This window comes from Planococcus chinensis (assembly GCF_020071995.1).
Lineage (GTDB): Bacteria > Bacillota > Bacilli > Bacillales_A > Planococcaceae > Planococcus > Planococcus chinensis_A.
The window spans coordinates 157,624-183,880 of record NZ_JABWTK010000007.1; the positions used below are offsets into that span (position 1 = coordinate 157,624).

Annotated in this window: 23 protein-coding genes; 1 reads left to right on the forward strand and 22 read right to left on the reverse strand. The window is 48.2% G+C overall.

Annotated features, from left to right (window positions below):
* Positions 1-56: 56 nt before the first annotated feature.
* The 6 genes from rho to HU147_RS13055 form a co-directional block, all read right to left on the reverse strand.
* Positions 57-1,340: a transcription termination factor Rho gene (gene rho / locus HU147_RS13030; protein WP_224076658.1), complete on the reverse strand. Its 1,284-nt coding sequence runs from the start codon at positions 1,338-1,340 to the stop codon at positions 57-59.
* Positions 1,341-1,467: 127 nt separating this feature from the next.
* A complete protein-coding gene (glpX, locus tag HU147_RS13035; protein WP_224076659.1) occupies positions 1,468-2,433 on the reverse strand; it encodes a class II fructose-bisphosphatase in 966 nt (321 codons plus the stop codon).
* Between the two features lie 73 nt (positions 2,434-2,506).
* Complete coding sequence (locus tag HU147_RS13040; RefSeq protein WP_224076660.1) at positions 2,507-3,805, reverse strand: UDP-N-acetylglucosamine 1-carboxyvinyltransferase; 1,299 nt, start codon at positions 3,803-3,805, stop codon at positions 2,507-2,509.
* A gap of 107 nt (positions 3,806-3,912) precedes the next feature.
* The gene (fsa, locus tag HU147_RS13045; protein WP_224076661.1) at positions 3,913-4,575 is read right to left on the reverse strand and encodes a fructose-6-phosphate aldolase; all 663 of its coding nucleotides are present in this window, start codon (positions 4,573-4,575) and stop codon (positions 3,913-3,915) included.
* A 77-nt stretch (positions 4,576-4,652) separates the two neighbouring features.
* Entirely contained in the window at positions 4,653-5,510 is an 858-nt protein-coding gene (locus tag HU147_RS13050; RefSeq protein ID WP_224076662.1) for a class II fructose-bisphosphate aldolase, read from the reverse strand.
* 85 nt (positions 5,511-5,595) lie between these two features.
* Entirely contained in the window at positions 5,596-5,955 is a 360-nt protein-coding gene (locus tag HU147_RS13055) for a response regulator (protein WP_224076663.1), read from the reverse strand.
* Positions 5,956-6,068: 113 nt separating this feature from the next.
* Here HU147_RS13055 and HU147_RS13060 point away from each other — a divergent pair, with 113 nt between their 5' ends.
* Entirely contained in the window at positions 6,069-6,560 is a 492-nt protein-coding gene (locus tag HU147_RS13060; protein WP_224076664.1) for a DUF2529 family protein, read from the forward strand.
* A gap of 252 nt (positions 6,561-6,812) precedes the next feature.
* Here the strand turns inward: HU147_RS13060 and HU147_RS13065 are convergent, their stop codons facing one another.
* The 16 genes from HU147_RS13065 to HU147_RS13140 form a co-directional block, all read right to left on the reverse strand.
* Positions 6,813-8,429, reverse strand: a complete 1,617-nt coding sequence (locus HU147_RS13065; protein WP_224076665.1) for a CTP synthase — start codon at positions 8,427-8,429, stop codon at positions 6,813-6,815.
* Positions 8,430-8,583: 154 nt separating this feature from the next.
* Positions 8,584-9,186: a DNA-directed RNA polymerase subunit delta gene (gene rpoE, locus HU147_RS13070; RefSeq protein ID WP_224076727.1), complete on the reverse strand. Its 603-nt coding sequence runs from the start codon at positions 9,184-9,186 to the stop codon at positions 8,584-8,586.
* 479 nt (positions 9,187-9,665) lie between these two features.
* The gene (gene icmF, locus HU147_RS13075) at positions 9,666-12,917 is read right to left on the reverse strand and encodes a fused isobutyryl-CoA mutase/GTPase IcmF (RefSeq protein ID WP_224076666.1); all 3,252 of its coding nucleotides are present in this window, start codon (positions 12,915-12,917) and stop codon (positions 9,666-9,668) included.
* A 6-nt stretch (positions 12,918-12,923) separates the two neighbouring features.
* The gene (locus HU147_RS13080; protein WP_224076667.1) at positions 12,924-13,565 is read right to left on the reverse strand and encodes a TetR/AcrR family transcriptional regulator; all 642 of its coding nucleotides are present in this window, start codon (positions 13,563-13,565) and stop codon (positions 12,924-12,926) included.
* Between the two features lie 16 nt (positions 13,566-13,581).
* Entirely contained in the window at positions 13,582-14,721 is a 1,140-nt protein-coding gene (locus HU147_RS13085) for an acyl-CoA dehydrogenase (protein WP_036809723.1), read from the reverse strand.
* Positions 14,722-15,163: 442 nt separating this feature from the next.
* A complete protein-coding gene (locus HU147_RS13090; protein WP_224076728.1) occupies positions 15,164-16,300 on the reverse strand; it encodes an acyl-CoA dehydrogenase in 1,137 nt (378 codons plus the stop codon).
* A 16-nt stretch (positions 16,301-16,316) separates the two neighbouring features.
* Positions 16,317-17,168 carry a 3-hydroxybutyryl-CoA dehydrogenase gene (locus HU147_RS13095; RefSeq protein WP_224076668.1) on the reverse strand — a complete coding sequence of 284 codons (852 nt, stop codon included), beginning with the start codon at positions 17,166-17,168 and terminating at the stop codon, positions 16,317-16,319.
* 2 nt (positions 17,169-17,170) lie between these two features.
* Complete coding sequence (locus tag HU147_RS13100; protein WP_224076669.1) at positions 17,171-18,367, reverse strand: acetyl-CoA C-acetyltransferase; 1,197 nt, start codon at positions 18,365-18,367, stop codon at positions 17,171-17,173.
* Positions 18,368-18,930: 563 nt separating this feature from the next.
* Entirely contained in the window at positions 18,931-21,069 is a 2,139-nt protein-coding gene (locus HU147_RS13105; RefSeq protein WP_224076670.1) for a (Fe-S)-binding protein, read from the reverse strand.
* Positions 21,070-21,379: 310 nt separating this feature from the next.
* Positions 21,380-22,063, reverse strand: a complete 684-nt coding sequence (locus tag HU147_RS13110) for an alpha-ribazole-5-phosphate synthase (RefSeq protein WP_224076671.1) — start codon at positions 22,061-22,063, stop codon at positions 21,380-21,382.
* Positions 22,063-22,545: an ECF transporter S component gene (locus tag HU147_RS13115; RefSeq protein ID WP_224076672.1), complete on the reverse strand. Its 483-nt coding sequence runs from the start codon at positions 22,543-22,545 to the stop codon at positions 22,063-22,065. Before HU147_RS13115 ends, HU147_RS13110 begins: the two co-directional genes overlap by 1 nt.
* Positions 22,538-23,125 (reverse strand): cob(I)yrinic acid a,c-diamide adenosyltransferase, encoded by a 588-nt coding sequence (locus tag HU147_RS13120; protein WP_224076673.1) that lies wholly within the window; start codon positions 23,123-23,125, stop codon positions 22,538-22,540. Before HU147_RS13120 ends, HU147_RS13115 begins: the two co-directional genes overlap by 8 nt.
* Positions 23,100-23,525 carry a bifunctional adenosylcobinamide kinase/adenosylcobinamide-phosphate guanylyltransferase gene (locus tag HU147_RS13125; RefSeq protein ID WP_224076674.1) on the reverse strand — a complete coding sequence of 142 codons (426 nt, stop codon included), beginning with the start codon at positions 23,523-23,525 and terminating at the stop codon, positions 23,100-23,102. The genes HU147_RS13120 and HU147_RS13125 overlap by 26 nt, the downstream gene beginning before the upstream one ends.
* Positions 23,477-24,061: a histidine phosphatase family protein gene (locus HU147_RS13130; RefSeq protein WP_224076675.1), complete on the reverse strand. Its 585-nt coding sequence runs from the start codon at positions 24,059-24,061 to the stop codon at positions 23,477-23,479. Before HU147_RS13130 ends, HU147_RS13125 begins: the two co-directional genes overlap by 49 nt.
* A complete protein-coding gene (gene cobS, locus HU147_RS13135) occupies positions 24,034-24,804 on the reverse strand; it encodes an adenosylcobinamide-GDP ribazoletransferase (RefSeq protein WP_224076676.1) in 771 nt (256 codons plus the stop codon). The genes HU147_RS13130 and cobS overlap by 28 nt, the downstream gene beginning before the upstream one ends.
* Positions 24,801-26,255 (reverse strand): cobyric acid synthase, encoded by a 1,455-nt coding sequence (locus HU147_RS13140; protein WP_224076677.1) that lies wholly within the window; start codon positions 26,253-26,255, stop codon positions 24,801-24,803. The genes cobS and HU147_RS13140 overlap by 4 nt, the downstream gene beginning before the upstream one ends.
* Between the last annotated feature and the right edge of the window lie 2 nt (positions 26,256-26,257).

A 26,257-nucleotide genomic window follows, 5' to 3' on the forward strand; every position in this document is an offset into this window, starting at 1 on the left:
CACTGTTTTATTTCACTCTCATTATCATAACAAAATCCTGGCTGCTTTGCAACTATTTAAATCATCTTTTTGTTGCTGCGGTGTGCTTTCATTTCACTGTTCAGCTGTTCGAAAAATTCTTCATTCGTCTTCGTCTGGCCAAGCTTTTTCAGGAAGCGTTCCCCGAAATCCGGCGAATCCGAGAAGGTTTTCCGGATTGCCCAAAGTTTTTCCAGCTGGGCCGGATCAAGAAGCAAATCCTCTTTTCTTGTCCCCGAACGGCGGATATCGAGTGCCGGGAAAATGCGGCGTTCTGCAAGGCTGCGGTCTAAATGCAGCTCCATATTGCCGGTCCCTTTGAACTCTTCGTAAATCACTTCATCCATACGCGAACCTGTATCTACCAAAGCCGTCGCGAGAATCGTCAAGCTTCCGCCTTCTTCGATATTCCGGGCTGCCCCGAAAAAGCGTTTCGGCCGGTGGAATGCAGCAGGATCGATTCCTCCTGATAGTGTACGACCACTTGGCGGAATAACCAAATTATATGCTCGCGCCAATCGGGTGATGGAATCCATCAGGATAATGACGTCCCGTTTATGTTCAACAAGGCGCATGGCGCGCTCTAACACAAGTTCTGCCACTTTCACGTGGTTTTCCGGCACTTCATCAAACGTTGAAGACACGACGTCCGCATCGACAGAACGTTCGATATCCGTTACTTCTTCCGGACGCTCATCAATCAAGAGCACAATTAATTCCGCTTCGGGATGGTTTGTTGTAATCGAATTGGCTATTTCTTTCAGCAGCATCGTCTTGCCCGCTTTAGGCGGCGCTACAATCAGTCCACGTTGGCCAAAGCCGACAGGCGCCACTAAATCCATGATGCGTGCAGACAAATCTTTCGGTGTGGTTTCCAAGCGGATATGGCGATCCGGATAAAGCGGTGTCAATCCCGGGAAATGGACGCGTTCTTTGGCGACTTCCGGGTCTTCTCCGTTCACTGCTTCTACTTGCAGCAAACCAAAATAACGTTCGTTTTCTTTTGGCGGCCGCACTTTTCCTGACACTTTATCGCCGTTGCGCAAATCAAACCGGCGGATTTGGGAAGCAGAAATGTAAATGTCCTGCGAACTCGGCGAATAGTTGATCGGACGCAAGAAGCCGAAACCTTCCGATTGGATAATTTCAAGGACGCCTTCCATGAAGAAGAAGCCTTCTTGTTCCGCTCTTGTTTTCAAAATAGCAAAAATCAATTCTTTTTTCGTTAACTTGCTGTAGTTGGTCAGCTTGTACTCTTTCGCCAAATTGTAAAGCTCTCTTAGCGTCATATTTTCCAAAGCCGAGATTGTTATCGTTGTCATTAATTGGACACCACTCTTATACATTTATTAGGGTTTATTGGTTAGAGGATCAGTCGTTGAATAAATTGGAAAGATCTTTAAAGAAGGAGTCCGGCAAAAATGCCGGACTCAGTTTGAAGTTTAATCATTAATCATGCATAACAAGATCTGGCTTTTTCTTCATGCTGTGGCGCCCTTCTACAAAACGGACAGTGCCTGATTTTGCGCGCATAACCAGTGTATGGCTCTCTGCAAAACCGCCTTTCAGCTGAACACCGCGAAGCAATTCGCCGTCTGTGACTCCGGTTGCCGCAAAAATGGCGTCGTCCCCTTTTACCAGGTCCTCCATTTTTAACACTTTGCTGACATCTAAGCCCATTTTTATGCAGCGTTCTGCTTCTTCCGCTGTTTGAGGCACTAGCTTCCCTTGCAGTTCGCCGCCCAGGCACTTCAGCCCGACTGCCGCGATTACCCCTTCAGGAGCACCGCCTGTACCGAACAGAATATCAACGCCGGTTTTTTCAAAAGCCGTGTTGATTGCTCCGGCAACATCTCCGTCATTGATCAATTTAATGCGGGCTCCTGCTGCCCGAATCTGGTCAATGATGTCTTTATGGCGCGGACGATCCAGAATTGTTGCCACCACATCTTCAATATCTTTGTTTTTGGCTTTCGCCACTGCCCGAAGGTTATCAATTACAGGTGCATTGATATCGATTTTGCCGACAGCTTCCGGCCCAACCGCAATTTTATCCATGTACATATCCGGTGCGTTCAATAGATTGCCGCGGTCAGCAATAGCCAGAACCGCAAGCGCATTCCATCCGCCGGCTGCTACGATATTCGTTCCTTCTAACGGATCGACCGCAACATCCACTTCAGGTCCCTGGCCGGTCCCCAGCTCTTCGCCGATGTAAAGCATAGGCGCTTCGTCCATCTCGCCTTCCCCGATCACCACAACTCCACGCATCGGAATCGTATCAAAAACGTTCCGCATGGCAGTAGTCGCTGCATCATCCGCTTCAATCTTCAAACCGCGGCCCATCCATTTCGCAGAAGCAATTGCAGCTGCCTCTGTCACACGCACCAATTCCATTGATAAACTTCGTTCCATAGTGTCATTTCCTCCAGTTCAGCTTTAAATCTGTCTTCCATATTGTAGCATATTTCGACAAGCTAAAAAGAACTCAATTTGCGCTATGGCTGTTGTCTGCATTAGTGGTCGCAACCGGATCAATCGTTTCTCTCCGGATATCCGCTCCAAGCCCTTGAAGTTTCCGGACGATATCTGAGTATCCCCGTTCGATATGATAAATCTCACGGATTTCCGTTTCCCCTTCGGCAAGCAAGCCCGCAATAATCAAGGCAGCGCCTGCGCGCAAATCGGAAGCGACAACGGTTGCTGCAGTTAATGGCGTCGGGCCGGTAATGACTGCCGCCCGCCCTTCGACTCTGCCGCTCGCGTTCATCCGGCGCAATTCGTCAATATGCTTGAACCGAGCCGAATAAATGGTGTCGGTAATCATCGAAGAACCGGTTGCTTGAGTCATCAAAACTGAAAACGGCTGCTGGAGATCTGTCGCAAAGCCTGGATACACCAAAGTTTTTACGTCGATTGCCTGCAATTGCTCGGATTTCGGTATGTAGATGGACTCTTCGCCTTCCTGTACATCAACACCCATTTCACGGAGCTTCGCTGTCAAAGCCTCCATGTGAAAAGGAATAACATTGTCCACCAATACGCCGTCGCCAATGGCAGCTGCCATAATCATGAAAGTGCCGGCTTCAATGCGGTCAGGAATGATAGTGTGGTTCGTGCCGTGAAGCTCTTCCACTCCGTCAATGCGGATCACATTCGTACCCGCTCCTTTGATTTTTGCTCCCATATTGGTCAAAAGCGTAGCAACGTCGATAATTTCAGGTTCTTTTGCTGCGTTTTCAATAACCGTCTGCCCTTTGGCAAGAACTGCCGCAAGCATAATATTAATCGTCGCCCCTACACTGACAACATCCAGATAAATTTTCGCTCCGCGAAGTTCATCTGCACGCAGGTAGATGGCGCCGTGCTCATTTGTTACTTTTGCTCCAAGCGCTTCAAATCCTTTGATGTGCTGGTCAATTGGGCGCGGCCCTAAAAAACAGCCGCCCGGCAAGCCGATTGCTGCATGTTTGAAACGGCCAAGCATTGCCCCCATCATATAATAAGAAGCACGCAATTTTTTCACATTGCCATTTGGCAATGGCATATCAATCATATGGGTCGGATCAATTTTCATTGTGCCGTCTTCAAACGACACTTCCCCGCCGATTTCTTCCAAAATGTTTTTCAATGTCCAGACATCAGAAATTTCGGGTAAGCCTTCAATTTGCACAGGCGAATTCGCTAAAATAGAGGCTGGAATCAATGCCACTGCGCTATTTTTTGCTCCGTTCACTTTAATTGTGCCAGATAAGCGGTTACCGCCTTTAACTTTATATACATCCATCAGATCAAATTTCTCCTTTACCCCACTTTTAGGGACAGTCTGATTTTCGCTTTTGCAAAAAAACGCTGTCCCTGAAAGTCCGATTGGTTCAAATGGCTAGTCGCAGTTTACTTTACTTCTTCTTCAACAGAGCGTTTTTCCCAGTCTGCAAGGAATGCTTCGATTCCTTTATCAGTCAATGGGTGCTTGAACATTTGCTGCATGACTTTAATCGGCATTGTTCCGATATGAGCGCCGTTCAATGCTGCATCTGTAACGTGCTGCGGGTGGCGGATGGAAGCTGCAATGATTTCCGCTTTGATGTCATGGATTGCAAAAATATCTGCAATGGTTGCGATTAAATCCATGCCGTTGTGGCCGATGTCATCCAGACGGCCAAGGAAAGGAGAAACGTATGATGCACCAGCGCGGGCTGCAAGAAGTGCCTGGTTTGCGCTAAAGATTAACGTTACGTTAACTTTGATGCCTTCTGCTGCAAGTGTCGAACAAGCTTTCAATCCATCTGGAGTCATTGGCAATTTCACTGTGATGTTTGGCGCTAATGCTGCCAATTCACGGCCTTCTTTAATCATGCCTTCTGCATCAAGTGCGATTACTTCACCGCTGATTGAACCGTCAACAAGTGCTGCAATTTCTTTTAGGCGGTCATGGAAAGATACGTTTTTTTCTTTTGCTACAAGTGACGGGTTTGTTGTCACGCCGGATAGGATGCCCCACGAATGTGCTTCTTTGATTTCGTCGAAGTTTGCTGTATCAATAAAAAATTTCATCTTTTTTTCCTCCTGGTATGATGGAAAAGAGAGAAGGCCTGTCGGCAGTTTCTCTCTTTCCTCATTTGTTTTTTAAATTAAGCTTTGTTTGAACTGCCGAATTCGCGCATTTTGCCGATAACCGTTGCTTTGATGGCATCGCGTGCAGGCGTCAAGTATTTGCGCGGGTCATACATTTCTGCATCTTTTGCCAATGCTTCACGCACTGCTTTTGCAGAAGCGATCTGATTTTCCGTATTCACGTTGATTTTCGCTGTTCCGAGTGAAACCGAACGTTGAATATCTTTAACCGGAATCCCTGTTCCGCCGTGAAGAACAAGCGGCACATCGCAAAGCTGCGAAATTTCTTCCATTTCTTTAAAGCCTAAGTTCGGCTCGCCTTTGTACGGTCCGTGAACAGATCCAAGAGCTGGCGCCAGGCAATCAATGCCCGTTTGTTCAACCAATTGCTTGCATTCCTGCGGATCGGCATAAATGACGCCGTCTGCGATTACATCGTCTTCTTGCCCGCCGACTGTGCCTAATTCCGCTTCTACCGATACATTATGTTTATGTGCATATTCCACAACTTGTTTTGTAATTTCAATATTTTCTTCAAATGGATGATGAGATGCATCAATCATCACTGAAGTAAATCCAGCATCGATTGCTTCTTTGCATTTTTCAAAGCTCGAACCGTGGTCCAGGTGGATTGCCACTGGTACTGTAATTTTGTAATCATGCATCAAGCCCTTCACCATATGTACGACTGTAGTGAATCCGCCCATATAGCGCGCAGCGCCTTCAGATACTCCTAAGATAACGGGAGAATTTTCTTCTTGTGCCGCCTGCAGGATAGCCTGAGTGAACTCCAGGTTATTCAAGTTAAATTGGCCGATTGCATAACCTTCTTGTTTTCCTTTAATCATCATTTCTTTCATTGAAACCAATGGCATTACAAAATTCCTCCTCAGTGTATATCTTGCTAAATATCCTTTATACTATACCAAAAACCGCATGATTTCGCTACTTCAGTGTATATCAGTCTCGTAACAATTGCTTTACAGCATCTCTTATTTCAAATACATCAAACGGCTTCGTGAAATAACTTGCTGCGCCGTTGTCTATTGATTCTTCAATCAAGTCCAATTCGCCGTAAGCGGTCATCATGATCACTTGGATCTCCTGGCCCAGCTGCTTTAAATTTTTCAAAATTTCCAGGCCGTCCATTCCCGGCATTTTCATATCCAATAACACTACATCCGGCTGTTTTTCCTCTGCTTTTGCCAATGCTTCACGCCCGTTTGCCGCCATTAAGGTCAAAAAACCCTCTTTTTTAAACACTTCATTCAGCAATAGCCGGATGCCGGTCTGGTCATCGACAATTAATATTGTTTTCAAGAGGACCCATTCCCTTCTTCTTCCATTTACCTACTTGTTTCCATTCTACTAGACATTCGCCGCCTTTTCCACACCGCGGACCCTTCTGATATAATTTGTTAATGAGGTGAAACATGATGAAAATGTTATCGACACAATTAGCCGGTTTGTTTCAGCGGATCGCCGCACAAGAAGAAGCAATCGAAGATACCGCCCGCGTTCTTGCTCAGGCTGCAGTCGGCGAAGGCACGATTTTTCTCGCTGCCTTTGGTGAAATGAAAGCCGTTGCGCTGACTGCAATCGAAGGCGCCGAGCCGCTTCAAAGCGCTGCATATTGGCAGCCGGACAGCGTCATCACCAGCGCGGACCGCGTCTGGATTCTTGCTAAAAACAGCGAAGGCGACGAACTTGCCAACCGCTTGAATGATGCCCACTTGCCGTTTGCGATGCTAGTGGCGGAAAAACGAAGCAACGAAATGGAAGCGGACGCTTTTGTTTCATTAAAAATCGACAAAGGCCTGCTGCCGACCGAAGACGGTGGACGAACCGTCGTTCCGCATGCAATGGGTGCATTATTTGTCTACCATTCCGTCAAAATGGCCGTTGATGAAATGCTGGCCGAATAAATTACTAGAAAAACCGTTTGCAGAACCCTTCTGCAGGCGGTTTTTGTTTTCAGCAAGATGAATTCGTAGTTTGTGCGCGCTTGGCGGAACTTATGCGCGTTCAAAACTTTTTTTGCGCGTTCAGCGAGATTTATGCGCGCTCAGTAGAATTTGCGTGCGATCAGCATTCCCGATATTAAAAAACCTTCCCGCCTGCAGTGCAAACGGGAAGTTTTTCTTGTTTTCAGCATCCAGCTGTTTTTAAGCGCCTTATCAAGACATGACCGGTGCTTCCACTTTTTTCAATGATGCGCCGACAAACTCTCTGAATAGAGGCTGTGGACGGTTCGGGCGAGAAATGAATTCCGGGTGGAATTGGCAGGCTACGAACCAAGGGTGGTCAGCAATCTCAACGATTTCCACTAGACGGCCCTCCGGGCTGGTACCAGAGAAGATAAAGCCGGCTGCTTCAAATTGCTCACGGTATTCGTTATTGAACTCATAGCGGTGGCGGTGGCGTTCGTAAACCACTTCTTCTCCGTATGCTTCATGCGCTTTTGATCCGACTTTCAATTTTGCAGGATATAAGCCAAGGCGAAGTGTGCCGCCAAGGTCTTCGATATCTTTTTGCTCCGGCAATAGATCGATGACCGGATAAGAAGTTTTCGGGTTTAATTCAGAAGAATGTGCGTCTTCGAAGTTCATGATGCTGCGTGCAAATTCCACTGAAGCCAATTGCATCCCCAAGCAAATTCCAAAGAATGGCACATTGTTTTCACGCGCATATTTCGTGGCCACGATTTTCCCTTCAACGCCGCGGTCTCCGAATCCACCAGGAACAAGGATGCCGTCGCAGTTTTGCAATTTTTCTTCTACGTTTTCAGCATTGATGTGTTCAGCGTTGATCCAGTCTACTTCAATTTCAGCGTCGTAAGCGAAGCCGGCGTGTTTCAAAGCTTCAACGACAGAAATGTAGGCATCCTGCAATTCAACGTATTTCCCTACCAATCCAATGCGGACGGTCTTAGACAATGATTGTACTTTTTCAACCAATTCCATCCACTCAGTCATGTCCGCTTCAGGTGCTTCGATGCCAAAGTGATCAAGAACGATTTGGTCCATGCCTTGCTCTTTCAAGCGAAGCGGCATTTCGTAAATTACGTCGACGTCGCGTGATTCGATTACTTCTTCCGGCTTAATGTCGCAGAACAAAGCAATCTTGTCTTTCATGTCTTGAGGGACAGCATGTTCTGTACGAACAACAATCAGGTTCGGCTGAATTCCCAGGCTGCGCAGCTCTTTTACACTATGCTGCGTCGGTTTTGTTTTCATTTCTTTTGCAGCACCAAGGTACGGGATCAATGTACAGTGGATGTACATCACTTCGTCGCGGCCAAGGTCTGAACGCATTTGACGGATGGCTTCAAGGAATGGAAGCGACTCGATATCGCCGACCGTTCCGCCGATTTCCGTGATGACGACGTCAGCTTTCGCAGTTTTTGCAGCGCGCAGCAAACGGTCTTTGATTTCATTTGTGATATGCGGAATTACTTGAACAGTTCCGCCCAGGTAGTCGCCGCGGCGCTCTTTCTTGATGACCGTCGAGTAGACTTTCCCTGTTGTTACGTTCGAGTATTTGTTCAAATTGATGTCGATAAAACGTTCGTAGTGGCCAAGGTCCAAGTCCGTCTCAGCGCCGTCGCCCGTTACGAAAACTTCCCCGTGCTGGTAAGGGCTCATCGTGCCCGGGTCAATATTGATGTACGGATCAAATTTCTGGATGGTTACGTTCAACCCTCTGTTTTTCAATAAACGCCCAAGTGATGCAGCGGTAATCCCTTTGCCGAGTGACGATACTACGCCGCCGGTCACAAATATATACTTTGTCATGCTTGTTCCTCCTCCAATAATAAAAAATAAAAAGCGCCCCGTCTGCATTGTGCAGAAGGAGCGCGTAAACTGTACGAATCAATCTCCTATTTTAAGGAGCCCAATAAAATCTTATCCAGTCTCGTCGCATAAGTCAAGGTAAAAAACGTTCAGATTACTTCAAATCGTCTTCTAAATCGTCTTCCTCTTCTTCTTCATCGTCGATAATATTGCCGTCCAGGTCTTCCACCAGAACGTCTACATCGACTTCATCGTCATCATCGTCATCCACGTCTACATCAAAATCGATGACTTCTTCTTCCTCTTCCTCATCGCCAACCGGCGGGATGATCAATGCACTTGCGTCATCGTCTTCATCATCATCGTCGTCAGCATCATCGAAATCGTCGAATTCCAACTCATCTTCCAATTCAAGGTCCATATCGTCAAAGTCTTCATCGTCCGCCACTTTCGCTTTTTTCTTGCGGGCTTTAACAGTTGGTGCAGACTCTTCTTCAATTTGCTCCACTGGGTACCATTCGCGAAGTCCCCAACGGTTTTCGCCAAGGATCAGGAAACGGCCGTCAATGTTCATGTCTGTGTAGAACTGAACAAGGCGGGCTTTCATGTCTTCTTTTGACAAACCGAGCAAGTTCTCAATTTCTGCGACAAGCTCAGGATAAGTTTTTGTTTCATGTGTTTCTTGAAGCATTGCATATGTTAAGTCAACAAATGACTCTTCGATTAGTTCTTCTCTCGATAATTCACGGATTTTCAATCTGTGCACGTCCCTTCTTCTATCGTTAACTTTATTCATTATATACAAAGATGGTGCACTCCGCTACCGTGTTTTCTTTTTTCTGCTACTAAGCTGTGTCCAGCCGAAATAAAACAAATAAAGCGACAAAATCAAAAAAGGGATTGAGCCCAGTGCTTTATTGTAGAGAAATAAAGTGAGTACGATGCAGAGGATGATGACAATGTAATGCGTGTATTTCGACATGGCTTCTCATCCTTTTTTTGTCTACAGTGAACTTTCTTCTATTATACAGAAAAAATGTGTCCAACGCGACTTGCCGGGTTTCTAGTTTTAAATTTTTCAGATTGCTTGTTTCGCTATCGAATTTCGGTGAACGCACGCAATGACCAAAACCAGGCTCTGCCATTTCAATAAACGGCGCTTTCTTCACTATTTAAAAAGAAAAGCCGGTCGCGGAAACTCCGCAAACGGCTTTTTTCTTGCTTTTGTGCTAAAAATCACATATTTCTTCTATATTGCCCGCCGACTTCATACAAAGCCGTGGTGATTTGGCCGAGGCTTGCCACTTTTACGGTTTCCATCAATTCCTCGAAGATGTTGCCGCCTGATTTTGCTACGTGTTTCAAGCGGGCCAAGGCTTCTTCTGATGAATTGCGTTCCTGGAAAGCACGCAAGTTGGCGATTTGTGTTTCTTTTTCTTCCGTCGTCGCACGCGCGATTTCCATTGCGTTGATGTCGTCGTCGCTTTGCGGGTTCGGATTCAAATACGTGTTCACGCCGATGATCGGCAGTTCGCCCGTATGTTTTTTCATTTCGTAGTACATGGACTCTTCCTGGATTTTGCCGCGCTGGTACTGTGTTTCCATAGCCCCTAATACGCCGCCGCGGTCATCGATGCGGTCGAATTCCGCAAGAACCGCGTCTTCTACCAATTGCGTCAGCTCTTCGATGATGAACGCGCCTTGCAGCGGGTTTTCATTTTTCGACAAGCCGTGCTCTTTGGTGATGATCATCTGGATGGCCATCGCACGTCTTACGGATTCTTCCGTCGGCGTCGTGATGGCTTCGTCATAGGCGTTGGTGTGCAGCGAGTTGCAGTTGTCCTGAAGCGCCATCAATGCCTGCAAGGTTGTGCGGATATCGTTGAAATCGATTTCCTGTGCGTGCAAGCTGCGGCCGGATGTCTGGACATGGTATTTCAGCTTCTGGCTGCGTTCGTTGGCGCCGTATTTATCGCGCATGACAACCGCCCAGATGCGGCGTGCCACGCGGCCGATCACCGTATATTCCGGATCAAGGCCGTTCGAGAAGAAGAACGATAAGTTTGGCGCGAAATCATCGATGTTCATGCCGCGGCTCAAGTAGTACTCCACGTACGTGAAACCGTTGGATAGCGTGAACGCCAATTGGGAAATCGGGTTCGCGCCTGCTTCTGCGATATGGTAGCCCGAAATCGATACGGAATAGTAATTGCGGACTTTGTGGTCGATAAAGTACTGCTGGATATCGCCCATCATGCGCAGTGCGAATTCCGTCGAGAAGATGCACGTATTCTGTCCTTGGTCTTCTTTTAGAATATCGGCTTGTACGGTTCCGCGCACCACTTGCAGCGTCGATTCCCGCACTTCCGTAAATTCTTCCAGCGTCAATGGACGACCGAATTTCTCTTCGTTGATCTTCACTTGCTGGTCGATTGCCGTATTCATGAACATTGCCAAAATGATTGGTGCCGGACCGTTGATTGTCATTGAAACCGATGTCGACGGTGCACATAAATCAAAGCCTGCATACAATTTCTTCATGTCGTCCAGTGTACAAATCGACACGCCCGACTCGCCGACTTTGCCGTAGATGTCCGGACGGTGATCCGGATCTTCGCCGTAAAGCGTTACCGAGTCAAAAGCGGTTGATAAACGTTTTGCATCATCGTCTTTCGACAAGTAATGGAAGCGTTTGTTTGTGCGTTCCGGCGTTCCTTCTCCCGCAAACTGGCGCTTCGGATCTTCCCCTTCACGTTTGAACGGAAATACCCCTGCCGTATAAGGGAACGAACCTGGAACGTTTTCAGCATATACCCATTTCAGGATTTCGCCGTAGTCTTCGAATTTCGGCAAAACAACGCGCGGAATTTTCAGTCCGGCAAGACTTTCTGTGCGCAAGATCGTCCGGATTTCTTTGTCGCGGACCGTCGTGACGAATTCATCGCCGGCATAAGCTTCTTTCAGTGCTTTCCAGTTTTCCAGAATGCGTTTGGATTCCGTTGTCAGCTCTTCGCGGACGCCGTAGGCAAGCGATTGGAGGGATGCCACTAATGCATCATCCGGCGCTTTTTCTTTGACGACTTCGATGGCTCCTTCAAGCTGGAACAAACGGCGGGCAAATGCAGCCTGCTCTTTTGCTTTTGCGTGGTAGCCGCGTACGGTTTCTGTAATTTCACGCAAATAATAGCGGCGGTCATTCGGAATGATCAAGTTTTCTTTTTGCGTTTTGACAAATTGGTCGTAATCCGTTGTCCACTCGGTTCCGCATTTTTCATTGACAATATGGACCAACGCCGCAAACAGCGAGTTTGTCCCTTTATCGTTGAACTGGCTGGCAATCGTGCCGAACACCGGCATTTCTTCCAATTCCTTGTCCCACAACAAACGGCTGCGCTGGTATTGCTTCTGCACTTGGCGAAGGGCATCTTCAGAGCCTTTGCGCTCGAATTTATTGATGGCAATCAAATCGGCATAATCAATCATATCGATTTTTTCAAGCTGCGTCGGTGCACCGAATTCACTTGTCATGACGTACATCGAGACGTCCGAGAAGTTGGCAATTTCTGCATCCCCTTGCCCGATTCCGCTCGTTTCCACGATGATCAAGTCAAATCCTGCTGCTTTTACGACATCCAGGACATCCCCAAGTGCGCCTGAGATCTCCGTCCGAGATCCGCGCGTTGCCAAACTTCTCATAAACACACGTTTATTGAAGATGGCGTTCATGCGGATGCGGTCGCCTAACAGTGCACCGCCCGTTTTTTGTTTTGTCGGATCAATCGACAAAATGGCAATTTTTTTGTCCGGCAGTTCCGATAAGAAACGGCGGATCAATTCATCCGTAAGCGAGCTTTTTCCTGCTCCGCCTGTTCCGGTAATGCCGAGTACCGGTGTGTTTTTTGACTGTGCACGTACCGCCTGCAGCAAGTCGTCTGTGTTGATGTCGCGCGTATGCGCTTCTTCAGCTGTGGTAATCAGGTTGGCCAACGCCACCGGATTTTCTGCAGAAACGGCTTCTGCAGACACATCTTCTTTTACAGTCGAGAAATCACATTCTTTGACGATTTCTTCAATCATGCCTTCAAGCCCAAGCTTGCGCCCGTCTTCCGGAGAAAAAATGCCGGCAATGCCGTACTCTTCCAGTTCTTTGATTTCCCGCGGCAAAATAACGCCGCCGCCGCCGCCGTAGATGCGGATCTGGCCAGCGCCTTTTTCCTGCAGCAAATCGTACATATACTTGAAGTATTCCATATGGCCGCCCTGGTAAGACGAAATGCAGATGCCCTGCACATCTTCCTGGATTGCCGCATTGACTACTTCCTCAACGGAACGGTTATGCCCCAAGTGGATCACTTCCGCACCCGCCGCCTGCAAAATCCGGCGCATGATATTGATCGATGCATCGTGGCCGTCAAAAAGACTGGATGCCGTGACGAAACGGACATGGTTTTTCGGCTTGTACTTTGTTTCTTCTTGAATAGTCGCCATTTTATATTAAGCCCCCTGTATCGTGGTTTTTTCTCCTGCCATCCCCTGCAGTAGAAACTGAGTTTGAAGCTTGGTGAATTCCTGAATGGTAAAATCGCGCAGCGCCCAGCGGCGGAAAGCCCACATCTGGCCCTGTACGAATAAATGATGGGCTGCGAGTTTAATTTCTTTCGGCGACAGCTTGAGTTCTCCGCTGTCGGCACATTCCATAAGCAAGCGCTCGAACAAAGAAACCATTTCGATTTCTTTGTTCAGCACATACTGCAGCGCGTCTTTCGGCAATGATTTCGATTCCTGGTACATGACGACAAATTCGTCCTGCATATCATCAATCAAGCCGTAATAATGTTCAAGCGCGGTCACCAGCACTTCAAGCGAGCCTTTTTCGATATCGAGTGCATCAAGCCGCGCATGCACTTCATCGTAAATCGAGTCACATACAAGATACAGCACGTCTTCTTTCGTGCGGATGTATTCGTATAATGTCCCGATGCTGAACCCTGAAGCTTTGGCAATTTCCCGCGTTGTTGTCCGGTGAAAGCCCTTTTCTTTAAAAAGCATGACAGCTCCCCGGATCATCTGCGCCCGGCGCTTCTCAATCAGGCTTTCGTCTTTTACGGAGGACTGCACTTCACGCTTTTTACTCATGGGCGAATCCCTCCAGTTATTTCGTGACCATACGGGAAATGACCAAACGCTGGATTTCCTGAGTGCCTTCGTAGATTTGTGTGATTTTCGCATCGCGCATGAAACGCTCCACTGGATAATCTTTCGTATAGCCGTAGCCGCCGAACACCTGGACCGCTTCAACGGTCACTTTCATTGCCGTGTCGCCCGCCATCAATTTCGCCATGGCCGATTCTTTGCTGTATGGCAATTTGTTCGACTCAAGCCATGCAGCCTGGTATGTCAACAGGCGAGATGCTTCGATAGAAGTCGCCATGTCGGCCAATTTGAATGAAACCCCTTGGTTCGCTGCAATCGGCTTGCCGAACTGCTCGCGTTCTTTCGCATAGCCGACTGCTGCGTCCATAGCGCCTTGTGCAATTCCGACTGCTTGCGCGGCAATTCCGTTGCGGCCGCCGTCAAGTGTCTGCATTGCAATTTTAAAGCCTTGGCCCAGTTCCCCAAGAACGTTTTCTTTCGGCACGCGGCAGTTGTCGAAGATGATTTCAGTTGTCGGGCTTGAACGGATCCCGAGTTTTTTCTCTTTTTTGCCGACCGAGAAGCCTTCAAAGTCTTTTTCAACGATGAACGCTGTCGTGCCTTTGTGTTTAGAAGTTGGATCGGTTACCGCAAATACGATATAAGTATCTGCAATGCCGCCGTTTGTAATGAAGATTTTTGAACCGTTCAATACGTAATGGTCGCCGTCTTCGCGCGCAGTCGTTTTCATGCCGCCTGCATCTGATCCTGAGCCTGCTTCCGTCAACCCGTAAGCGCCGATTTTTGTTCCTTCAGCCATTGGGCGAAGGTATTTCTGTTTCTGTTCTTCTGTTCCGAATGTGTATACCGGCCATCCTGCAAGAGATGTGTGGGCAGACAAGACAACGCCTGCCGACGCGTCTACACGGGACAGTTCTTCAACCGCGATGCAGTATGCCAGGTAGTCCGAACCGATGCCGCCGTATTCTTCCGGCCAAGGAATCCCCGTTAACCCAAGTTCCGCCATGTGGTCAAACATCGCCCGGTCAAAACGCTCTTCTTCGTCGCGTTCTGCTGCTGTCGGCGCCACTTCGTTGTTGGCAAAATCGCGTACCATTTTGCGGATCATTACATGTTCTTCGCTCAATTGAAAATTCATTGTTTTATTCCTCCAATTAGGTAGTGTTTTATTATTTATAAGTCAATTAGTATTCTGATCCGAAGAACTCGTTTCAGGCGGACGCTTTCCGCAGGCACGGCTTCAGCCGCTTCACTCACTTCGTTCGCTCCAGGGTCTTCAGCTCGCGCTGTCCCGCAGGAGTCGCCGCCTTGCACTCCTTCTTCTAAATGTCATCTAATATCATCTATAAGTTAATAGACATAGAGATTTTAGAAGTTTATTTAAGTATTACTTTATAAGTTTATGAGAAGCAAAAACCCTGTACAGGATATGGAGCAAAACAGCGGAGACTCCCGCGGGATAGCGAGAAAGCAGAGACCCCGGAGACGCGAAGCGTCGAGGAGGCTTTGCGCTCGCCCGCAGGAAAGCGTAGCTGTTTTGCGGAATATCGGAAGAAAAAATTCTCAAAGTATATATACCATTATTTTAATAGTTGCTTGCTGATGACAATGCGCTGTATTTCGCTGGTGCCTTCGTAGATTTCGGTGATCTTGGCGTCGCGGAACAGGCGCTCGACCGGATAGTCTTCCGTGTAGCCGTAGCCGCCAAATACTTGCACGGCTTCAATGGCGTTGTCCATAGCCGCTTTGGAAGCGAACAGTTTCGCAATTGATGCTTCTTTGTTGCAGTCCTTGCCGTTTGCGTAAAGGTCGGCTGCATTATAGACAAGCAGTTTAGCGGCTTCGACTTGTGTTGCCATGTCAGCCAATTTAAAGGCGATGCCTTGGTTAGCTGAAATCGGTTTGCCGAATTGTTCGCGTTCTTTTGCGTAAGCGACAGCGTATTCATAAGCCGCTTCTGCAATTCCCAGAGCCTGCGCCGCAATTCCGATGCGTCCGACGTTCAAGTTCGCCATCGCGATGCTGAAGCCTTTGTTTTCTTCTCCCAATAGGTTTTCAACCGGCACTTGCATATTGTCGAATGTCAATTGGACCGTTCTGGAACCGTGAAGGCCCATTTTCACTTCGTCTTTCCCGATGATCAGCCCCGGGAAATCTTTTTCTACGATAAACGCCGAGATGCCGCGTGTTCCCGCTTCCGGTTTTGTTGAAGCGAACACAATGTATGTATCAGCTTCACCGCCATTGGTAATAAATACTTTCGAACCGTTCAAAACGTAATGGTCGCCGTTCAGAACCGCTTTTGTTTTCAAGCTTCCTGCGTCCGATCCCGCTGAAGGTTCAGTCAAGGCAAACGCCCCTAAGTATTCCCCGGATGCCAGTTTCGGAATGTATTTTTGAATCTGTTCTTCATTGCCGAAGTTCAGGATCGGGTTAGTGCCGACCGAAGTATGCACGGACAAGATCACGCCGATAACAGCGCTGGCTTTTGATAATTCATGAATGGCGATGATATAAGAAGTGAAATCCATTTCAGAACCGCCGTACTTTTCTGGTGCGGTGATTCCCATCAAACCAAGTCCAGCCATCTTCTTCAGGATTTCCCGGGGAAATTCCCCTTCTTCCATCCGTTCAATAAAAGGTGTGATTTCTTCTTTGGCAAAATCACGGACCATGTTCCGCATCATTGACTGTTCTTCTGTAAAACGCAAATCCATTGTGGTGCCTCCCATTTTAACTGTATTCATAGAATCCGCGTCCCGTCTTTTTGCCAAGCCATCCAGCTTTTACATACTGGCGAAGCAGCGGGCTTGGGCGGTATTTGCTGTCGCCAAATCCGTCGTGCAGCACTTCCATAATGTAAAGGCATGTATCAAGTCCGATAAAATCAGCCAATTGGAGCGGCCCCATCGGGTGGTTCATGCCGAGGCGCATGATGTCGTCAATCGCTTCTTTTGTCGCTACGCCTTCTTGAAGCGTGAAGATTGCTTCGTTGATCATCGGCATTAAAATGCGGTTTGAGACAAAGCCTGGGAAATCGTTGCACTCTACCGGTGTTTTCGACAATTTAACTGTCATTTCTTCAACCGTTTTATATACTTCGTCGGTTGTGGCAAGACCGCGGATGATTTCCACCAGTTTCATCACCGGAACCGGGTTCATGAAATGCATGCCGATCACTTGTTCCGGACGGTTCGTGGCTGCTGCAATTTCTGTAATTGGCAGCGAAGATGTGTTCGAAGCCAGGATGGCATGTTTTGGCGCCACTTCGTCCAAGGTTTTAAAAATGCTGTGTTTGATTTCCATATTTTCGACTGCTGCTTCGATGACGATATCTGCGTCATGCGCGTCTTTTAAATCAAGGGAAGAAGAAATACGGCCAAGAACAGCCGTTTTTTCTTCTTCCGTCATGCGCCCTTTTTCCACATTGCGTGACAGGTTTTTCGTGATTGTCGCGATACCGCGATCATATGCTTCTTGTTTCATATCATTCAATTTCACATTAAAGCCGGATTGCGCACAAACTTGTGCAATGCCGGAACCCATTTGTCCGGCTCCGATCACCATTACGTTTTGAATCGCCATTGTCAGTTAGCCTCCTGTTTTGGAACTTCAATCATGATTGCGTCGCCTTGGCCCCCGCCTGAGCAGATGGCTGCGATGCCGATGCCGCCTCCGCGGCGTTTCAATTCATAAGCCAGCGTCAAAATGATGCGGGCTCCGCTCGCGCCGATTGGGTGGCCTAGTGCAACCGAACCGCCGTTTACGTTTACTTTTTCAGCGTCCAGGTTGGCAATTTGAGAACTTGCCAGTGCTACGGCTGCGAACGCTTCGTTGATTTCCACCAAATCGATGTCATCCAGCGTTTTGCCTGTTTTCTTCAGCAATTCGTTAATGACGATTCCCGGCGTTTCCGGGAATCGGTGCGGCTCAATCGCCACTTCGGTATGCGCTAAGATGGTTGCCAATGCAGGTTTGCCTTCTTTTTGCGCCCGTTCTTCGTTCATCAAGACAAGCGCAACAGCGCCGTCGTTGATGCCAGGTGCGTTGCCGGCTGTGATGGTGCCGTCTTTGCCGAATGCCGGTTTTAATTTCGCCAGCGCTTCAATGGTTGAATTCGCACGCGGTGCTTCATCAAAATCGACAGTGATCGGGTCACCTTTTTTCTGTGGGATTTCAATTGCAACGATTTCTTCTGCGAACAACTCTTTCGCTTTGACTGCGCGCTCATGTGAACGGGCAGACCATTCATCCTGTGCTTCGCGTGTCAGACTGAACGCTTCAGCCGTCGAGTTGCCGTAAGTTCCCATGTGAACTTTATCCGGATGGAACGAGCAAGACAATCCGTCATGGACCATCGAGTCAATGATTGGAGCGTCGCCCATACGAAGTCCCCAGCGTGCTTTAGGCATAATGTACGGTGCATTGGACATCGATTCCATACCGCCTGCAACGATGACTTCTTCGTCGCCAAGACGGATGATCTGGTCAGCAAGCGTAATACTGCGCATGCCGGATGCACATACTTTATTGATTGTTTCAGATTTGACGTTATACGGGATTCCTGCTTTTTTCGCTGCCTGGCGTGATGGAATCTGGCCTTGGCCCGCTTGAAGAACATTTCCCATGATGACTTCCTGCACGTCTTCCGGCTGAATGCCTGCGCGGTTCATCGCTTCTTTGATCGCGACACCACCAAGTTCACTTGCGGATAAAGTGCTCAAGTTGCCGCCGAATTTCCCGAATGCTGTACGTGCTCCATCAATAATTACTGTTTTTGCCATGATATTTCTTCCTCCCTTTGTAAACGTTTTCACCTTTGTGTAAAAAAATATGTGGGCCTTTCCTTGCTGCTGATGTGGAATATTGTCTTATCGCAGATAAAGTACTCATGACCGCAGATAAGTTGTTCTGAATCGCAGATAAAACTTTCGGAAAGCAGATAAAATGCTTACTCAAAAAATCGCTGCGCTAGCTTCGATTAAACATTTGCTCCTGCATCACTTCGCTTCGCTCCGTTGCTTCGTCGCAAATCCATACCTAGCATCGCTTAATACTATTGCCTCTGTTTCTGCATCGCTGCGCTGCTTCGAAACATGAAAGAGCGTTGCATCGCTGCGCTAGCTTCGAGAAAGTTACCGACTTTAGAATTAGTGCCGGTAATAACTTTGCGCCTGCATCGCTTCGCTAGCTTCGGCGCAAATCCTAATGGCCGAACCGGTTCGGCCATTAGGATTGACTGAACGCTCGCTCGGTTTTAAATCGAAACAAAAGGGAGCGCTACACTCCCTTTCATTTTCTTGCTTTATGATTCTATCTTATAGAATTTTCTTTCTTTTGGCAATTATTATTGAATCGTTGCCGGTTCTAATTCTGCTGTACGGTTGCCGATAACTGCCATTTCAAGCAATTCAGCGACATCGTATGTGCCGACTTTGTCTTCGACTTCTTTCGCTTTTGTTCCATCTGACAGCATTGTCAGGCAGTACGGGCAGCCGGAAGAAATCATCGTCGGGTTCACTTCAAGTGCCTGTTCGGTACGGGCAACGTTGACACGATGGCCTGCATCTTCTTCCATCCACATCAATCCGCCGCCGGCTCCACAGCACATGCCGTCCTGGCGGTTACGGACCATTTCGACCAATTCAACGCCTTCGATCGCTTTCAGGATTTCACGAGGTGCATCGTAAACGTCGTTGTAGCGGCCGAGGTAGCAGGAATCATGAAACGTAATTTTTTCATTAACCGGGAATTGCGGTTTCAAACGGCCTTCCTGCACCAATTCAAACAGCATTTCAGTATGGTGGTAAACTTCCGCTTTGAATCCGAAATCCGGATACTCGTTTTTAAAGATATTGTATGCGTGCGGATCGATTGTCACGATTTTCTTGACTTCCGCTTTTTCAAATTCTTTGATGTTTGCTGTTGCCAGCTCCTGGAACAGGAATTCGTTTCCTAGGCGGCGCGGTGTGTCTCCGGAGTTCTTTTCTTTATTTCCAAGAATCGCGAATTTCACACCGGCTTCGTTCATCAAGCGCGCGAACGAGATGGCAATTTTTTGTGAACGGCTGTCGAATGAACCCATTGATCCAACCCAGAACAGGAATTCGAATTCTTCGCCGGCTTTGTTCATTTCTTTTACTGTCGGGATGCTGACGTCAGGTGCTGCATCTCTCCAGTTTTCTTTTTCTTTGCGGTTAAGGCCCCATGGATTGCCTTGCTTTTCGATGTTGGTCATCGCACGCTGAGCATCTTTGTCCATTTTCCCTTCCGTCATAACCAAGTAACGGCGAAGGTCGATGATTTTATCAACGTGTTCGTTCATTACCGGACATTGGTCTTCACAGTTGCGGCATGTTGTGCACGCCCAGATTTCTTCTTCTGTGATGACGTCTCCGATCAGGCTCGGGCTGTATAGTTCATCGATGCTGATCCCTTCAGCACCGGCAGCCATCGCCAACTGATTGCCTTTTGTATTGTTGAACGCCATTGCAGGCACCCAAGGTTTTTGGCGGGTCATTACTGCCCCGGTATTCGTTAAATTGTCGCGAAGTTTGGTAATCAAATCCATTGGAGAGAGCATTTTTCCTGTGCCGGTTGCCGGACACATATTGGTGCAGCGCCCACATTCCACACAAGCATAGAAATCGATCATTTGTGACTGGCTGAAATCCGTGATTTTGCCGACGCCGAATGATGGCATGGCGTCTTCATCTTCTTCGTCTTCCATGGCTTCAAAGTTGATCGGCTTTAAGCGGCCGACATGATCCACTCGGTGGAACCATGTATTGACCGGTCCGAAAATCAAGTGCGCGTGCTTCGATTGCGGTACGTACACAAGGAATGTCAATAGGAACAAAAGATGCGCCCACCACATAACGTAGAAAATAGCGGCTGCTGCAGTTGCAGGAAGCCCAGAGAACAATGTGGCAAATACCGATGCGACCGGCTCGGTCCAAGCAGTTTCATGTCCTTGCCAAATCATGCTTGCGCCGTTTCCGACAAGAACGGAAACCATCAAGCCGCCGATGAAAATCAGCACTAAGCCCGATTTCCAGCCGCGCTTCAAACGGACAAGTTTTTCAATATAGCGTCTGTAGAATGCCCAGACGACAGCGACCAAGATCGTCAATGTCACAATTTCCTGGAAGAATGTAAAGGCCGGGTAAAGCGGTCCAAGCGGCAAATGCGCTCCTGGAACCAAGCCTTTGATGATAAAATCAATGGCACTTGCCTGTACCAGCAAGAAACCGTAGAAGAACATCACGTGGATCGTTCCGCTCTTCTTGTCTTTCATTAATTTCTTCTGGCCAAAGACGTTGACCATGACTTTACGAAAACGTTCTTTGAAGTTTTCTTCAAACTCCACTTTCTTGCCGAGCTTTATGAAATCATACCTGGTTTTCAGCAAATACAGAAACAGGTACACTGCATAAAACGTGATTGCAAGAAACAACACCCAGTTTGCTATGAGCAATGGCTCCATTATGATATCCCCCTTATGTTTGTAAATTCCAAAAATTCCTTATACAAAGTCTACGTGACTGTTGAAAGATTGTCGATACTATGTTCTATATTAAATATGAATGAGCATTCAGTCAATAGATAATGTGAAAGGGTTTACAATTTTTTATTATATAGAAGATTGGACTAAAATAAACCTTATAATTGGCGAATGTGCCCATAAAGGGTCGCCGAGTGATCATAGACTCTTATTAAATGCCCATAGATTCGCTCTGAGTGATCATACCGCCACATATCTGCTCATAGAATAAATGTCCGCAAAAAAACACCACTCAACGTGGTGTTCCCGTCTTTAAAAAATATACATATGTACCAAAATGCTGCTTCATCGATTCAACCTGCTCCTGCTGGACGCCAATGAGCACGCAGCTTGCAGGCCCTCCGGAAACTTCCAGGTCGACATCTGCTGATAAAGTCAGCTTCCGTCCAAACAGCCGCTCTGCTTCGTTCGCGATTCCTTTTGAGCCGACTGGCCACACCCGTTCAATGATGCCCTTATTCAGCGCGTCATGGATTTTCCCGAGGTCTGCAAGCTGTTCTGGTTTCTTTAGCACATCCGGACCAACTAGCGGTTTTCCATAAATGAACCATTGCAATCCTTCACACTGAAGTTCTCTCTTTTGCCGTCCAAGCAGCGTTACAGCTATCCCTGATTGCAAAGTCGGCATATTCGTTTCAGAACTTCCGGCAAGCTGCGGCGGTTCGATGCCAATTTCTTCGAATTGTTCCTTGATTCCTTCGACATAGCGGCCCCATTGTGCCTCGCCGCTGAAATTATGCAGTAAGACCACTTCCGGTTCACTTCCGGCTGCCCATTGTTCGAGCAGGGCGACCCGTGCCGCAAATTTGGCAGTCAGTTTATCCGGTGCAGCCACTGCATCCTGCGGTTTTTCTCCAATGGCGGCGGAATTATCCGATGTAATCACCCATTCGCCAAGTTTCAATTCGTGGCGCATTACCAGACCTTCTCTCCGACTTTATTCATAAACGGCAGAATGATGGCCGCTCCTGCCGCATTGATCGACGCGGCTACCAGCAAACCAGGCACCGATGCGTAAAAGAATGCCGGCGACAATAAGAAGTAAAACGGGAGAGCCGCAAGCAGCCCGTTGCACAGCACAAACACCGGCCATTTCAAAATGTCTTTGCCCACCGCATGCAACTTAGCGAAAATCCAGACCGCAGCCCACATTTCAATCGCAATAATGAGATGAAACGGTCCGAGCGGCATTCCGCCGAACAAAGCAGAAATCAAATGGCCAAACGCTGCGACCGTCCCTGCAAGCGGTGCTGACAGGAACAGCACTGCCACCAATGCCGGCAAGGAATCGAGTGCAATCGAAGCGATCCCGAGCGGAATTTTAATCATGCCACCGACCGCAGCTAAGCTGATGAACAAAGCGGCTAATGTCATTTTTCGAGTCGATAACTTAGTCATTCTTCTTCGCCCGTCCGCCGTTCTTGAACACTTTCGCACTGCGTACATATTCGTTGTCCGGAACGCCGACACGGGAATTGGCGACGCGCGCAGCCGCGAATAAATAATCCGACAAACGGTTTAAATAGCGCTGAACAACCACCGGAAAATCTTCTCCAGCTTTGGCCAAAGTCACTGTCTGGCGCTCTGCACGGCGTGTAATCGTGCGGGCGATATGGAGCGTCGCTGCTGCAGGCGAGCCTCCTGGCAAAATAAAGCGTTCCAATAGCGGCGGTTCTTCCATCAAATCGTCAATTCGCGATTCCAGCACTTCAACCGGCTCTTCGGTCATTTTATACTGAGGCTCTTTGCGGACATCCGCCAAATCCCCTCCGCAATCGAATAATTCATTTTGGATGGCTTCCAGGTCTGCCAGCAAATCCGGAAATTTTTCAGGATCGAGCTCCGTCATTGCTTTGCCAATGAACGAATTGACTTCATCGATGGTGCCGTATGCTTCAACGCGCGGTGCATCTTTGTCCGTGCGTGCCCCGATCAAGCTTGTTTGCCCTTTGTCACCGGTTTTTGTGTAAATCTTCATATTCATCCGCTCCTTTGATTGTTTGTGGTATACCGTACCAAATCCGTGTTGCCTGTTCGGCTCTTTTGAAAAGCTCTTGATACAGCCGGCCTATGACGTCGCGCAGTTGCCGTTCCAACGGATCCACCGGAACAATGCCGCGGTTCATATCCGTCAAAATCCACAGCTGCCGGTTGAACGGCTGGTTGGAAACCGCTTCGTCCACCAGATCCCTAATCCTTTGTTCATCCATTCCGTTTTCAAGCTGCGCTTTCACCCATTCCTCAACTCCGGCAACAACAAGAAACGGCGCCGCTTCGTCCGGCAATTCACCTTCCAGCCAGACATGTTCCCGGCTGCCCAACAACTCTTTTACCCATTGGCGTTTGCCATTAAAGGCTCCACCGAATACGATGTGCATGGCGCTCCCTCCTCATATGCTTCCCGGTTCTGCCAAACCAGCGTATAACAATGCCCGTGAAGCGCGGTTTGCTGCCGGAAATTCTGTCCGCTGGCTTTTTTCAATAAGTACCGGATTGGTCCGCCGTGGGTGACAATATAAAACTCATTTCCTTCCGGAAGAGCGAGGATTGCCCGGTCAATGCGCTTTATCATATCAACGAGGCTTTCCCCTCCAGGCGGCGCTAAATCGATTGGATTGTCTATCCAGTCCCGGTAGCGCTGGTCCCTGTTCAGTTCATCATACGTTTTCTTTTCCCATTCACCGAAATGGCATTCCCGAAAATCGGGATCCGCGTGATAATCAGCGTTTGGAAAAAGACGTTCGGCGGTTTGCCGGCAGCGCAGCAAGTCGCTGCCCCACACACTTTCTACGCCAAGGCATCCATTTGCTGAAAAAGGCAGCACCGCTTCATCGGTCCAGCCGATGTATTGCTTCAAGCCATTGCCTCTTGTCGGTGCGTGGCGGATCAGATGAAGAATAAAAGCACTGTCCATAACAGCAGCTCAGCCCCTTCTATATATGCTCCAAACAAGTCGCCGGTCACGCCGCCAAATTGGCGCAGGCACCATTTCCGGTAAAACCAAAGTACGAGCAGGAAACTCAAAAGAATACCAGCAGCCGGCATAAGCCCCGGCCAATAAATCAGTATGCCTGCACTAATCAATAAATACAGGCAAGCCGCAAGCATCAGCCACTTGCCATCTGCACGGTTGCGGAAAAAGGCGCCGAGACCATTGTTTTTAGCACTTTTGGTAGTGCTGAAAAGCAACAGTAGACCTGTTCTCGATAGCGCAGGTATCAGGAGGAGCAAAACAAGCGGCAGTTCGTAAATCAATTCGGCTGCCACAATGATTTTGCCAAGAACTGCGAACAGCAGCACCATTGTTCCGAAAGCCCCAATTCGCGGATCGCCCATGATTTCCAGGCGGCGCTCTCTGTCCTGATAGGAAAAATAAGCATCGCCCACATCGGCAAGGCCGTCCAAATGCAAGCCGCCCGTCGCTGCCGCTAAAAATAAGACGACCAGAAAAGCGGCAAGCAGCGGGCTCGCTTCCGAATAGTCTCTTAAGATAAAAACGATAAACAGAGAAGCGCCGCCCAGCAAGGCTCCCAATACAGGCAAGCTTGCATACATCGCGGTGACATCTTTCTTTTCAAGCGGCAATTCTTTTCTCACCGGTACCACTGAGAAAAATTGAAAAGCTAAGGCGATTCCATTGAAAAGATGCTTCATCATGGCTTCGCCTCCATGAGCTTTTCAACCGCCTGCCAGTTGATATGCTGCTTTACATGCTGCGCCCAACTAGCGTAACGGTCCTTTTCTTCCGAAAAGTTTGGCTCCGGAAGATTTTTCGCTTCCCGTACCGGGGCGAGAAAGGCACGCCGGAATTCCGGCTGATCAAAAAGGCCATGCAGATGTGTGCCAACAATCCTGCCTTGGCAGTATCCTTCGCTGCCTTTTTCATACCGAATCAATGGCGGAAATACGTTTGTGGAACGCCCGGTATGAATCTCATAGCCTTCTACCGGGACATCGGTTTCCTCCAACCGGACCATCCCTTTGCGCCTCTGGACAAATTTTTCTTCTGTAAAATAGGTCTTCATTCCAGGCACTAAGGCTAATCCCCGTTCCGTTTCCGCTTTAAGCCCATCATGGCCAGAAGGGTCCGACAAATATTCCCCGAGCATTTGAAAACCGCCGCATAAACCGACAATCCACGTTTCTTCCGGCAACGCTTTTAACGCTTCTTCAAGCTGTTGGCCTTTCCAATAGCGCAGATCCGCAATGGTGCTTTTCGTTCCTGGAAGAATCATAACGTCCGGTTGGCCGATTTCTTTAACCAGTTCCACCCAGCGGACCGATACATCCGGTTCCTTTAACAAAGCTTCAATATCCGTAAAGTTCGACAGGTAAGGGTGCTTCAAGACAGCAACATCAATCGGACGCCGCGAAAATGTTTTGGCCAATTCACGGACTCCAAGCGAATCTTCCTGTTCAATGCCGTGTTCCGGCATATAGGGAACCACGCCAAGAACCGGAATTCCTGTATACGATTCCAAAAAAGCGACTCCGTCTTCAAAAAGCCGGAGGTCTCCACGGAATTTATTGATTAGCAGCCCTTTTACCCGTTCAGGATGAGGCATCAATGCCAATGTACCGACGATTGAAGCAAAAACGCCGCCGCGTTCAATATCTGCCACCAGAATCACGGGGACGTCTGCGCGCTCAGCAACCGCCATATTCACCAGTTCCCGGTCGTTCAAGTTTACTTCCGCCGGACTGCCCGCGCCTTCGATGACAAGATGGGTGAAGTCTTGCGACAGATTCAAAAGCGCCTGGTCAATCGCCTCCAGACCTTGTTCATAAAAATGCTGGCGGTAATCCATGCCGTCCATAGCGGACAGCTTTTTGCCAAACAGCACGACTTGCGATTTCATATCATTTTCCGGTTTTAACAGAATCGGATTCATATTGACGGTTGCCACAATTCCTGCTGCTTCAGCCTGGACGCCTTGAGCCCGGCCGATTTCTTCTCCCCATACCGTAACGTAAGAGTTGTTCGACATGTTCTGGGATTTGAACGGCGCTACCCGATAGCCCTCTTCAGCCATGATTCGGCAAAAGGCCGTACAGATCATGCTTTTTCCGACATCGGATGAAGTTCCTTGCACCATGATTCCCTGCATTC

Bases quoted from the DNA above. Each gene is read 5' to 3' on its own strand.
- HU147_RS13130 (WP_224076675.1), bottom strand. From the start codon at position 24,061: ATGGACAGTGCTTTTATTCTTCATCTGATCCGCCACGCACCGACAAGA.
- HU147_RS13105 (WP_224076670.1), bottom strand. From the start codon at position 21,069: ATGGAGCCATTGCTCATAGCAAACTGGGTGTTGTTTCTTGCAATCACG.
- cobS (WP_224076676.1), bottom strand. From the start codon at position 24,804: ATGATGAAGCATCTTTTCAATGGAATCGCCTTAGCTTTTCAATTTTTC.
- HU147_RS13040 (WP_224076660.1), bottom strand. From the start codon at position 3,805: ATGGATGTATATAAAGTTAAAGGCGGTAACCGCTTATCTGGCACAATT.
- HU147_RS13085 (WP_036809723.1), bottom strand. From the start codon at position 14,721: ATGAATTTTCAATTGAGCGAAGAACATGTAATGATCCGCAAAATGGTA.
- HU147_RS13120 (WP_224076673.1), bottom strand. From the start codon at position 23,125: ATGAAGATTTACACAAAAACCGGTGACAAAGGGCAAACAAGCTTGATC.
- HU147_RS13080 (WP_224076667.1), bottom strand. From the start codon at position 13,565: ATGAGTAAAAAGCGTGAAGTGCAGTCCTCCGTAAAAGACGAAAGCCTG.
- HU147_RS13125 (WP_224076674.1), bottom strand. From the start codon at position 23,525: ATGCACATCGTATTCGGTGGAGCCTTTAATGGCAAACGCCAATGGGTA.
- HU147_RS13110 (WP_224076671.1), bottom strand. From the start codon at position 22,063: ATGCGCCACGAATTGAAACTTGGCGAATGGGTGATTACATCGGATAAT.
- HU147_RS13095 (WP_224076668.1), bottom strand. From the start codon at position 17,168: ATGGCGATTCAAAACGTAATGGTGATCGGAGCCGGACAAATGGGTTCC.
- fsa (WP_224076661.1), bottom strand. From the start codon at position 4,575: ATGAAATTTTTTATTGATACAGCAAACTTCGACGAAATCAAAGAAGCA.
- HU147_RS13090 (WP_224076728.1), bottom strand. From the start codon at position 16,300: ATGGATTTGCGTTTTACAGAAGAACAGTCAATGATGCGGAACATGGTC.
- HU147_RS13115 (WP_224076672.1), bottom strand. From the start codon at position 22,545: ATGACTAAGTTATCGACTCGAAAAATGACATTAGCCGCTTTGTTCATC.
- HU147_RS13100 (WP_224076669.1), bottom strand. From the start codon at position 18,367: ATGGCAAAAACAGTAATTATTGATGGAGCACGTACAGCATTCGGGAAA.
- HU147_RS13140 (WP_224076677.1), bottom strand. From the start codon at position 26,255: ATGCAGGGAATCATGGTGCAAGGAACTTCATCCGATGTCGGAAAAAGC.
- rho (WP_224076658.1), bottom strand. From the start codon at position 1,340: ATGACAACGATAACAATCTCGGCTTTGGAAAATATGACGCTAAGAGAG.
- HU147_RS13050 (WP_224076662.1), bottom strand. From the start codon at position 5,510: ATGCCATTGGTTTCAATGAAAGAAATGATGATTAAAGGAAAACAAGAA.
- glpX (WP_224076659.1), bottom strand. From the start codon at position 2,433: ATGGAACGAAGTTTATCAATGGAATTGGTGCGTGTGACAGAGGCAGCT.
- HU147_RS13060 (WP_224076664.1), top strand. From the start codon at position 6,069: ATGATGAAAATGTTATCGACACAATTAGCCGGTTTGTTTCAGCGGATC.
- HU147_RS13065 (WP_224076665.1), bottom strand. From the start codon at position 8,429: ATGACAAAGTATATATTTGTGACCGGCGGCGTAGTATCGTCACTCGGC.
- icmF (WP_224076666.1), bottom strand. From the start codon at position 12,917: ATGGCGACTATTCAAGAAGAAACAAAGTACAAGCCGAAAAACCATGTC.